This is a genomic window from Streptomyces sp. SID1328 (genome assembly GCF_009865595.1).
Lineage (GTDB): Bacteria > Actinomycetota > Actinomycetes > Streptomycetales > Streptomycetaceae > Streptomyces > Streptomyces griseoluteus.
Genome location: NZ_WWKH01000492.1, coordinates 1 through 10386 on the forward strand (window position 1 = coordinate 1; position 10386 = coordinate 10386).

General features: G+C 73.8%; 7 protein-coding genes and 1 pseudogene. All 8 read right to left on the minus strand.

The features are described from left to right. Window positions 1–144: 144 nt before the first annotated feature. Entirely contained in the window at window positions 145–1404 is a 1260-nt protein-coding gene (locus GT030_RS15350) for an MFS transporter (protein WP_161201597.1), read from the minus strand. Beyond that, window positions 1401–4115 carry an ATP-grasp domain-containing protein gene (locus tag GT030_RS36470; RefSeq protein ID WP_346009649.1) on the minus strand — a complete coding sequence of 905 codons (2715 nt, stop codon included), beginning with the start codon at window positions 4113–4115 and terminating at the stop codon, window positions 1401–1403. Before GT030_RS36470 ends, GT030_RS15350 begins: the two co-directional genes overlap by 4 nt. Before the next feature lie 14 nt (window positions 4116–4129). Further along, window positions 4130–4780 carry a DsbA family protein gene (locus GT030_RS15365; protein WP_161201598.1) on the minus strand — a complete coding sequence of 217 codons (651 nt, stop codon included), beginning with the start codon at window positions 4778–4780 and terminating at the stop codon, window positions 4130–4132. Beyond that, window positions 4777–6462 (minus strand): class I adenylate-forming enzyme family protein, encoded by a 1686-nt coding sequence (locus tag GT030_RS15370; protein ID WP_161201599.1) that lies wholly within the window; start codon window positions 6460–6462, stop codon window positions 4777–4779. The genes GT030_RS15365 and GT030_RS15370 overlap by 4 nt, the downstream gene beginning before the upstream one ends. A gap of 175 nt (window positions 6463–6637) precedes the next feature. Beyond that, entirely contained in the window at window positions 6638–7510 is an 873-nt protein-coding gene (locus GT030_RS15375) for a prephenate dehydrogenase/arogenate dehydrogenase family protein (RefSeq protein ID WP_346009650.1), read from the minus strand. Beyond that, window positions 7507–9582, minus strand: coding sequence for an aminodeoxychorismate synthase component I (gene pabB, locus GT030_RS15380; protein WP_161201600.1), 2076 nt, complete (start codon window positions 9580–9582; stop codon window positions 7507–7509). The genes GT030_RS15375 and pabB overlap by 4 nt, the downstream gene beginning before the upstream one ends. Further along, window positions 9579–9881 (minus strand): chorismate mutase family protein, encoded by a 303-nt coding sequence (locus GT030_RS15385; RefSeq protein WP_030803911.1) that lies wholly within the window; start codon window positions 9879–9881, stop codon window positions 9579–9581. Before GT030_RS15385 ends, pabB begins: the two co-directional genes overlap by 4 nt. Before the next feature lie 160 nt (window positions 9882–10041). Then, a pseudogene (locus GT030_RS15390) lies at window positions 10042–10386 on the minus strand (alpha/beta hydrolase); the annotation flags it as partial.

A 10386-nucleotide genomic window follows, 5' to 3' on the forward strand; every position in this document is an offset into this window, starting at 1 on the left:
AGCGTTCCGCGAGGGCGGTCGGGCGGTTCTCCCAGGTCGCGGCGGACTCCAGCGCGCGGGCCCGGACGCCCAGCCGGGCGGCGGCCTCCAGGTACGGGCGGCCCATGGTGCCGACGCCGGCCAGCAGCAGTTCCCTCGGCGCGGTCATGACGCGGTCCTCTCCACGGGGGCCGCCACGTCCGCGGGCGGCGGGGTGCGCAGCAGGCGGGTGACGGGGGTGACGAGCAGCGCGGCCAGGGCGAACGCCGCCGCGAGGCCGACCCAGCCGAGCGGGCCCCCGGCGATCACGACGGAGGTGATCAGCGCGGGGCCCGTGATGCGCTGGCCGGTGCCGCCGAGGCTGAACACCGAGAGGTAGACGCCCTTCTGGTCCTCGGGGGCGCACTCGTAGCTCAGTTCCCAGCCGCCGGTGGCCTGCCACATCTCCCCGAAGGTCAGCAGTACGCAGGCCAGCCCGAGCACGGCGGCCGCCGCCCAGGCAGAGTCGGGGGCGCCGGACACCGCGAGGGCGGCACAGCACAGGGTGAGCGCCAGCCCGCCGAGCCGCAGCGAGCGCGCGGCGCCGTCCGGGCGTTCCGCGATCCGGGCGACGGGCACCTGGAGCACGATCGACAGCAGGGTGTTGACCAGCACCAGGAAGGGCAGCGCCCCGGCGGGCATCTCGGTGGCCTGGAGCGCCCACAGCGGCAGGCCCACGGACAGGATCGTCACGTGCAGGTTCAGGAAACCGTTGAGGACGGTCAGCAGACCGTACCGCCAGTCCCGGAAGCGCCGGACCGCGTCCAGCGGGCCCACCTTGCGCTGCACGGTGTCGGCGCCGTCGAGCCGGAGCCGGGTCAGCATGAGCGCCGAGAGGACGAAGGCGGCGGCGGTGCCCAGCACGATGGCCCGGTACGGCCACACGCTGTCGGCGGTCAGCAGCGGCGCCGCGAGCAGCGCGCCGACGGAGAAGCCGGCGTTGCGCACGGTGCGGATGATGGCCATGGTGCGGGTCCGGTCGGCGCCCGCCACCGTCGCGGACGCCACCGCCTGGGTCATCGGCTGGGTGGCCGCCTCGGCGGCGGCCAGCGCGCAGGAGACGAGTGTGAAGCCGGCCAGCCCGTGCACCAGGCACAGCAGCGCGAAGCCGCCCGCCCGCCACACCTGGAGGGCGATCAGGGTGCGCCGGGCGCCGAACCGGTCGCCCGCCGCGCCGATCGGCACGGTGGTCAGGAAGCCGACGACGCCCGAGACGGCGAGGCCGGTGCCGACCTCGGCCGGGGTCAGCCCCACCGAGCGGACGAAGAACACCGCCGACGCGGCCAGGTAGAGCCCGGTGCCGATCGCGTTGACCAGCGAGATGACCGCGAACGCACGGCCGTTGGGGGTGGCGGGGACGTAGGCGCGCCAGAAGGAGCGGCTCATTCCCCCTCCCCCGGCACGGACTCCGGCCCGGCCGCGGGCTCGGTGGCGATGTCGATCAGCGCGGCCGCCCGCTCGGCGAGCCGTCCCGCGGCGGCCGGTCCCTCCTCGGTGGTGGCGATGACGAAGCCGGCGCGCTCCCACGAGCTGGTGACGGGCCGCACCACGGCCCCCGGTTCGACGCCGAGGTGCACCGCGTGCACCCCCTCCGCCTCCCGCGCCCGCTCGGCGCCGGACACCCGCGCGACCCGGCCGGGCGGTGGGGTGAGGAAGCGTACGGCGGCGCCCTTGAGGGCGGGCCGGGGCTCCACCGGCCCGCGTCCCTCCAGCACCCGGAGCAGGCAGCTCAGGATGTCCGTGCCGTACGCCTCGTCGATGAGGACGGTGATGCCGCCGCCCGGCATGCGCCCGGCGCACTCGATCAGGTGCGGGCGTCCGTCCGGCCCGGCGAGCAGCCACTCGGAGTGCAGAATGCCGGAGCGGAAGCCGATGCTCTGGGCGAGCCGCAGAAGGGACCGGCGCAGCTCTGCCTCGGTGGCCTCGGGCAGCGGGGCGGGCACGGTGTGGCCCGTCTCGACGGGGTGCCGGGAGTCCCGCACGGTCTTGGCGGTGATGTTGAGGAAGCCGACGACGCCTTCGTGGACGACGGCCTCCACGCTCACCTCCGGCCCGTGCAGGCGCTGTTCGACCAGGTAGCGGGCGGGTTCGCGGTGGCGGGCACGGAGGGTCGGCTCGTCGGCGGTGGTGGTGTGGGCCCACGCCGCGGTGACGTCGTCGTCGGGGCCGAGGAGCTGGACGCCGAGGCTGGCCTGGCGGCCGGCGGGCTTGAGGACGGCTTCTCCCCCGTGGGCGGCCCGGAAGGCGGCGACCGTCTCCGGGCCGGTGGCGGGCGCCCAGTCGGGCTGGAGCGTGCCGGTACCGGTCAGCGCGGCCCGCAGCAGGCCCTTGTCCCGGAGCAGGTGGGCCGCCTTGACGCCCGCGCCGGGCAGCCCCCATTCCTCGGCGAGCGCGGCGGCGGTGACCACCCCGTACTCGACGACGGGGACGACCGCGCGGACCTGCGGTGGCCGGGGTACGGCACGGACGAGACGCTCGGGGTGTGCCTCGTCCTGGGTGGGCGCGGGCAGCAGCGCGGCCACGCAGGCGTGGCGATCGGAGAGCCCGGCGAGCCCGCGTGCCTCGATGACGTCGGGTTCCTCCAGCACCAGCACGGAGCCGACCGGGAGGAGGCCGTCGAGCTTGCCGAGCATGACGGGGCTGTAGCCGACGAGGACATGGGTGACGGACGCCTCCGGGAGCGCCTCGGGCCCGGTGTCGACGGTGATGGCGGCGCGCACCTCCGCCTCCAGGACGTCGAGTCCGTCGACGGTCGGCGCGTCGATGAGGAAGGACACCGCACGGTCCTCGGAGCTGTGCAGCTCGCCCAGACGGGCACCCCGGTCCTGGTGGACGAGGACCGCGCGCAGAGTGGGCGGGGCGTCCGGCGGGCCGGGTTCGAGGTGCGGCCAGAGTCCGCGTTCCCCGACCCAGGCGGGCGCGGTTCCGAAGCCGTCCACGGCCACGTCGCGCAGGATGCCGGGGGTGTGCTCCAGGTAGACCTGGCGGGCGAAGCGGGTGGGCGCCGGGTAGGTGACGGGCTCGCCGAGGGCGATCCGGATGATCTGCCGCTCCAGCGAGGCCCCGGTGGCCAGTTCGTACAGCACGCACAGTCCGTCGCCGGGCGGCCGGGCGGCGACCTCCATGAGTACGGGCCGTCCTCCGGCGCCGATCCGCCACTCGGCGTGGGCGACGCCGTCGCGGAAGCCAAGGGTGTCCAGGGCGCTCGCGTTGGCGGTGAGCAGCGTCTCGGCGTGGTCGGGGCGGTCGCCGGGCACGGTGTGGGACAGCTCGACGAAGGTGGGCGCGTGGGTGTCGGTGGTGTCCTTGCGGGTGACGGAGGCGAAGACGATCCGGCCGCCCTGGACGAGGGACTCGACGGAGAACTCCTGCCCGGCGGCCTTCTCCTCGACGAGCACCGTCTCGTGCGCCGGGTGCCCGGCGAGCAGCTCGCGCAGCCGGGCGGGCCCGTCGACGCTCTCCACCCCGGAACTCGAGTGCCGTCCGGCCGGCTTGAACACCACCGGGTACCCCAGCGAGGCGACGTCCACCCGGTCGCGCTCGCCGGGCGGTACGACGACGACGGCCGGACTGTACTCGGGCAGGTACCAGCGCTGGAGGTACTTGCTGCGGCAGGCACGGCTCGCCCGAAGGCCGGGGCCCGGTACGCCGAGGGCGTCGGCGAGCAGCCCGACCGGTTCGACCTGGGTCTCGCCCACCGCACAGGCCCCGACGATGTCGTACTCCTCGCGCCAGCGCAGGGCGGCGGCCACCGCGCCGGGGAGGAAGGAGTTGTCGCGGCCGGGGTCGCCGTCGACGAAGGCGAAGTCGTGGATGCCGGCGGCCGGATGGGCCGGGTCGGCCGCGCGGGCCAGCGCCTCGTCGCGGGCGCCGGCGGGCGTGATGAGGAGGATCTTCAGGCCGCGCCGGGCGAGTTCGTCCAGGTAGGCCGGTGACCGGCACACCACCAGGAACGATCCCGCCAGTACGAAGGCGGGCGGGCGCTGTTCTCTTCGCTGCGGCTCGTCCATCTCCCGTTCCCCCCGAATGTCGTTGCCGATGTCGATGGTGCGCGGCGGCCGGGCCGCTCCGCCGTCGGCGGGAGGCGGCCCGGTCACCGTCGGGGCGCGTCTCAGTCGAAGCGGAGACTGCCCGTCCGGGTCCTCTTCAGCTCGAAGAAGTCCGGGTAGTTGGCCAGCGCGCGGGCTCCGTCGAAGATCCGGGCGGCTTCCTCGCCGCGCGGGATGGAGTTGAGCACCGGGCCGAAGAAGGCGACGCCGTCGATGTGGATGGTGGGCGTGCCCACGTCCTCGCCGACCGGGTCCATGCCCTCGTGGTGGCTCTTGCGCAGTTCCTCGTCGTAGGCATCGGTGTCGGCGGCGGCCAGCAGCGACTCCGGCAGGCCGCGGGCGGCCAGGGCCTCGGCGGCGACCGCCAGGTAGTCCTTGTTGCCGCCGTTGTGGATGCGGGTGCCCAACTCCTCGTACAGGCCCGGCAGCACCTCGTCGCCGTGGTGGTGCGCGGCGGCGGTGACGATCCGGATCAGGGCGAGGGAGTTGTCGACCAGTTCGCGGTACCAGTCGGGCAGTTCGCGTCCCTCGTTGAGGACGTACAGGCTCATCGGCCGGAATTTCAGGTCCAGTTGACGGTGCTGCTGCACTTCGAGAATCCAGCGGGAGGTGATCCAGGCGAAGGGGCAGGCCGGGTCGAAGTAGAAGTCGACCCTGGCGGTGTCCGTACCGGCGCCGGAGGCCGGCGCGGTGGCGGGCGTGTCTGCGGTCATGCGGTGGGCTCCTCGTGGACGGCGACGAGCGCGCCGTCGCGGTCACGGACGTAGGCGGTCAGCTCGGCGTACTGCTCGCGCAGTTGCCGCTTGAGGACCTTACCGGTGACACCCACGGGCAGACCGGTCTCTTCCGGGACGATCTCCAGCAGGCCCAGCACCGGGTGTCCAGCGGCCCGCAGCGCCTCGTTGGCCTGGCGGAGCAGCTTCTCCGGGTCGGGGTCGGCGACCGACTGGCCGACGGTGACGACGGCGACCGGCACCGTCCGCCCGTCCCGGCGCCCGGCCACCACGGCGACATCGCCGGTGTCCGGGACGTCGTTGAGGATGACCTCCTCCATGAACACCGAGTAGCCGGTGCCCTGTTCGGTCTCGATGGCATCGGCGGCGCGGTCGACGAGGAAGAAGTCGCCCTCGCTGTCGCGGTAGGCCATGTCGCCGGGCAGCCAGTAACCGGACAGCTTGAAGCGGTAGGTGAGGTCGGAGTCACCCCAGTAACCGGGCGTGATGGCGGGGCCCTTGGCGGCGAGGAAGCCGACCTCGCCGTCGTCGGCGTGGCTGCCGTCCTTGCGCAGGATGGCCACCTCGGCGACGCCGACCGGCTTGCCCGCACAGCGGTCGTGGCGCTCGCTGTCCAGGGTGCGGGCCTTGAGCAGCACGCCCCAGCCCAGTTCGGTGGTGCCGAGCCGGTCCAGGAAGGCGGCGGGCTCCAGGCCGGGGCTGCGCATGGAGAGCACCTTGGTGATGTGGGCCTGGTGCACGGCGTCCCCGATGGACACCCACACCTGCACGGAGTCCAGCGCGCCCGGCTCCGGCTCGGTGTTGGCGAGTTCGGCGTAGGCGTGCGCGAAGGACATCACCGAGGTGGGCTTGTACTTGCCGACGGCGGCGGCGAGTCCCGGGCCGCTGCGGTCGCTGAGGGCGACGATCGGGGTCCCGCCGAGGACCGCGTACACGGTGTAGGCGATGCAGCCCAGGTGCGACTGGGGCAGCGCGGTCATCATCAGGGCGCCGGGGTGCTCGGTGTGGTCGACCAGGCGGAACCTGGGTCCGGAGACGATGGACTTGTGGGTGTGGATGGTCGGCTTGGGGCGGCCGGTGGTGCCGGAGGAGTGCAGGATCGTCACCGGGTCGTCGTCGTGGTGGTGCCAGTAGGCGGAGTCCGGGAGCGGCGCGGCCGGCGGGGCGGGCAGCTCCTCGACGGACACGGTGAAGCGCAGGCCGAGGTCCGCCACGGCGGAGCCGAGCCGGTCCAGACGGGCCCGGTCGGCGTAGAGGCCGACGGGCGTGGTCTGCTCGATCAGCGAGGTGGCGATGGCCTGCGGGGCGTTGGAGTTGATCAGCAGGGCGACCGCGCCGATCTGGGCGAGGGCGTAGAAGTGCAGGGAGTAGGCGAGGGAGTCCTCGAACCAGACGGCGACCCGGTCGCGGGGGCCCACGCCCTGGGCGAGGTACCAGGCGGACCAGCTCTGGGCCAGCGCGTCGAACTCGGCGAGGCTGAACTCCTCGCGCTCCTCTCCCGACGGCACGGGTATCGGGCGGCTGGAGCGCAGGAACGGCAGGTCGGGGTGGGGGCTGGCGGCCAGCGCGGACCTCAGCAGGTTGCCACCGCCGATGGCGGGGTCGGCGGCGAGCGCGGTCCGCTGCTCGGGAGTGAGGACGGTCGGGGCGAACGTGGTCATGGACAACCTCTCGGACAGGGGTCGGGCAGGTGCGGCGAGGTCTTCGCCGCCGGTGCCGCGCGGGCCGCGGACGGGATGGCTGGGACCTGTCGTCGCGGGTGGTGCTCGGTCAACAGGTCGTAGGGGGTGTCTTGTCGGCCGGGCCGCGAGCCCGGCGTGACCGGCAGGACACCTCCTAGGGCTGTGCGAAGAGCCGGGCGCAGGTGTCGCGGTGGTGGGCGAGGTCGTCGCCCAGGTAGGCGCGGAGTTCGCCGAGGAGGGCGGCGAAGTCGGCCTCCGTGCCGTGCTCCACGGTGTCCGCGACCCGGTGCACCGCCTCGGCCAGCGCCTTGCGGGCCGCCCCGGCCTCGGCGTTGGCGTGCTGGACGTCCCAGTACACCTCCGGGGTGCCGGAGGCGATCCGGGCCAGCAGGGCGAGCAGCGTGGTCGCGGGCGGCGGGGCCACGGGCCGCAGGTCGGCGGCGGACACCCCCGTACCGGCCAGCGCCAGCCCGAAGCCGAGGACGGCGGCGTGGGTGAGCGCCTGGGAGGCGGCGGCGAGCCGGTCGTGCTCGGCGGCGTCGACGCGTACCACCGTGGCGCCCCATCCTTCGATCAGCTCCAGCAGCGATGCGACGCCGGGTCCGTCATGGACGACCACGGCGGCGACCGGGCGGCCGGCGAAGCCGAGCGCGGGCGCGAACATCGGGTTGAGGCCCACCGCCTGGACGCCGGGGGCGTGTGCGCGTACGGCGCGGGTGACGGCCTGCTTCACGGACAGCGTGTCGGCGAGCACCGCGCCCGGTGCCAGCACGCCGGCCAGACCGGGCAGCGCGGCGAGCGCCACCGGCTCGGGCACGGCGAGGACGACAAGGCCGGCCCGGCGGAGTTCGGCGGTGAGCGCCGGACCGGGGTCGGTGATGTCGCCGCGCATCCGCCGTGCCGTGCCGGACACCGGGGCGTCGGCGGGGTCGACGACGGTCACCTCCATGCCCGCTTCGAGCAGCCGCTCGGTGAACAGCCGCCCCACGGCCCCGGCCCCGCCGACGACGACTGCCCGCCGGGTCACGACCGGCTCCCCGTGGACATGCCGGCCTCGAGCGCCGTCTCCAGCACGGCCGTCACCATCGCCCGCGACTTCACGACCGTCTCCTCGAACTCCTCCTCGGGGTCCGAGAGCGCCACGATCGCCCCGCCCACCCCGAAAGCGACCCGGTCCGGGGTGGCGACGAGCGTGCGGATGACGATGTTGAGATCAGCGGCCCCGCTCAGCGCGAACCAGCCCAGCGACCCGGAGTAGACACCGCGCGGCCCCTCCTCCAGTCGGTCGATGATCTCCATGGTGCGCAGCTTCGGCGCCCCCGTCATCGAGCCGCCGGGGAAGGCCGCCCGGACGCAGGACACGGCCGTCTCCTCGGGCCGCAGGGTGCCCCGGATGGTGGAGACGAGCTGGTGGACGGGTGCGTAGGTCTCCACGTGGAAGAGGCGCGGTACGTGCACGGACCCGACCTCGGAGACCGAGTTGAGGTCGTTGCGGATCAGGTCGACGATCATCAGGTTCTCGGCGCGGTCCTTCTCCTGGCTGAGCAGGTCCTGCCGCAGTTCCTCGTCCTCGGCCGGGGTGGCCCCGCGCGGCCGGGTGCCCTTGATGGGCTTGGACTCGGTGACCCGGTCCGTGCCGACCGTGACGAACCGCTCGGGCGAGGCGCTGAGCACGGCGACGCCCTGGAAGTCGAGCAGCGCCCCGTACGGCACCGGGCTCAGCCGGCGCAGCCGCGCGTAGGTGGTGAGCGGGTCGATGCGGACGTCCATGACGACGGAGTTGGTCAGGCAGACCTCGTACGTCTCGCCCTGGCGGATCTCCTCCAGGCTCTGCCGCACCCGGTCGAGGTAGGCGTCCTTGCCGTGCCGGAGCCGCAGGAGGTCACTGGCGTCCGGGTCGGTCATGCCGGTGAAGCGGGCCGGGGTGTCCGGTGCGGTGCCGGGGGCGGGCAGGGCGCGCAGCCGCGCCTCGGTCTCGTCCAGCCAGCGCAGGGCGTCGCGGTCGTCGCCGTCGGCGGAGAGGGCGAGCAGATAGCTGACGCCCTCGGCGTGGTCGACGGCGAGCATGCGGTCGGTGAACAGCATGGCCGCGTCCGGGGTGGCGGACTTGTGCACGGCCTGGCCGCCGGTCTCGGCCTTGAGTTCGTAGCCGAGGTAGCCGACGTAGCCGAGGTTGAACTCGAAGGGCAGCCCTGCCGGTACGGGCACGGCGCGGGTGCGGATCTGTTCGTCGAGGTACTCGAAGAAGCCCTGCTCGACGATCTCGCCCTCGTCGCCGGCGCGGCCGGGGCTGCGGACGGTGACGCCGCCGTCGGAGACCCGGTAGCTGACGTACTCGGCGAGCGGGCCGCGTCCGTCGCCGAGGAAGGAGAAGCGGGACAGGCCCTCGATGACGGCGCCGCTGTCCAGCCAGAAGCTGTGGGCGTCCCCGGCGAAGAGGGCGCGGTAGGCGGCCTCGGTGTCGGGCTGGAGGCCGATCCGCCGGGTGTGCACGGTGTACCGGGAGCCGCTCGCGCCGGTGGCCCGGTGGGCGAGCGCCAGGCGGCGGAAGTTGCGCAGCAGGTCGCGGCCGTACTCGCTGCTGATGGACTCGGGGTGGAACTGCACGCCCCACACCGGCCGGGACACGTGCCGTACGCCCATGATCACGCCGTCCCCGGTCCAGGCGACGGCCTCGAGTTCGTCCGGCAGGTCGGTGGCGGCGAGCGAGTGGTAGCGGACCACGTCGAAGGGGCTGGGGAGTCCGGCGAAGAGGTCGGTGCCGTTGTGGTGGACGGCGGAGATCCGGCCGTGCATGGGCTCGGGCGCGAGGGCGACGGTGCCGCCGAACAGATGGGTGATGCCCTGGTGGCCGAGGCAGACGCCGAGGACGGGCAGTCCGCTGTCGAGGATGGCGCGGGCGCTGATGCCGAAGTCCCGCTCCCGGTCCGGACGTCCGGGGCCGGGCGAGATGACGACGGCGTCGAACTCCTCCAGCCGCAGCGCGGACCAGTCGGCGCCGTTGCGGACGACGACCGGCGGCCGTCCGTTCACCTCGCCGAGCAACTGGTAGAGGTTGTAGGTGAAGGAGTCGTAGTTGTCGATGAGCAAGGTCCTCACGAGGAACCTCCGATCACCCGGTCCTCGACGCGGCAGGTCTCCTCGATCACGAGGTCGTACAGCTTCCGCAGGAACTCCCGGTCGATGCCGTGCCGTTCGCCGTAGCGGGCGGCGCGTTCCTGGACGATGCCGATACGGTGCGGCTGCATCATCGGCACGTCGTGCTCCCGCTTGAAGTGGCCGATCTCCACGCACTTCTCGATCCGGGCACGCAGTTCGTCCAGGAAACGTTCGTCGATCGCGTCGAGCTCCGCCCGAAGGTCCTCGATGGTGACGCCGGCTGTCGGCCTCTCCCCCATGGCTGCCCCTCCCGCCTGTCCACGGTCCGAATGTGCCCGCCGCCGGGCTCGGCCCGCCACCGGCCCGATAGCTCGGATCACCGCAGTGCACACAGTGCGGGGATCGATACGGGGACAAGCGGGACATGTCGGCGGGCCCCGGAGGCCGCACGGGGAGGGGTCAGACGCGCAGGAAGGCCGGCGCTCCGGGTGCGGTGGCCTCGGCGACCGTGCCGTCCTTCGCGGGGTGGTCGCGCAGCAGGTCGGCCACGATCTCGGTGGCGAGCCGGTGCCAGGTGGGCAGGCGGCGCAGCATGGCGTGTTCCGCCCCCGTGATCATGATCATCCCGGCGTGCGCGCCGGCCGTGCGCGCCCGCAGCACGAAGTTGACCGAGTCGTCGGCGCCGGTGATCCGGTCGGCGTCGCCGTGCATCACCACCAGCCGCCGGCCGCGCAGGTGGACGGCGGGTTCGGCGGCGGGCAGCCAGGGCGCGAGCGCCAGCACTCCGCGCACGGCCGGGTGGGC

Excerpts from the sequence above, each read along its gene's own strand:
- GT030_RS15370 (WP_161201599.1), bottom strand. The coding sequence starts at position 6,462 with ATGACCACGTTCGCCCCGACCGTCCTCACTCCCGAGCAGCGGACCGCG.
- GT030_RS15350 (WP_161201597.1), bottom strand. The coding sequence starts at position 1,404 with ATGAGCCGCTCCTTCTGGCGCGCCTACGTCCCCGCCACCCCCAACGGC.
- GT030_RS15385 (WP_030803911.1), bottom strand. The coding sequence starts at position 9,881 with ATGGGGGAGAGGCCGACAGCCGGCGTCACCATCGAGGACCTTCGGGCG.
- GT030_RS15365 (WP_161201598.1), bottom strand. The coding sequence starts at position 4,780 with ATGACCGCAGACACGCCCGCCACCGCGCCGGCCTCCGGCGCCGGTACG.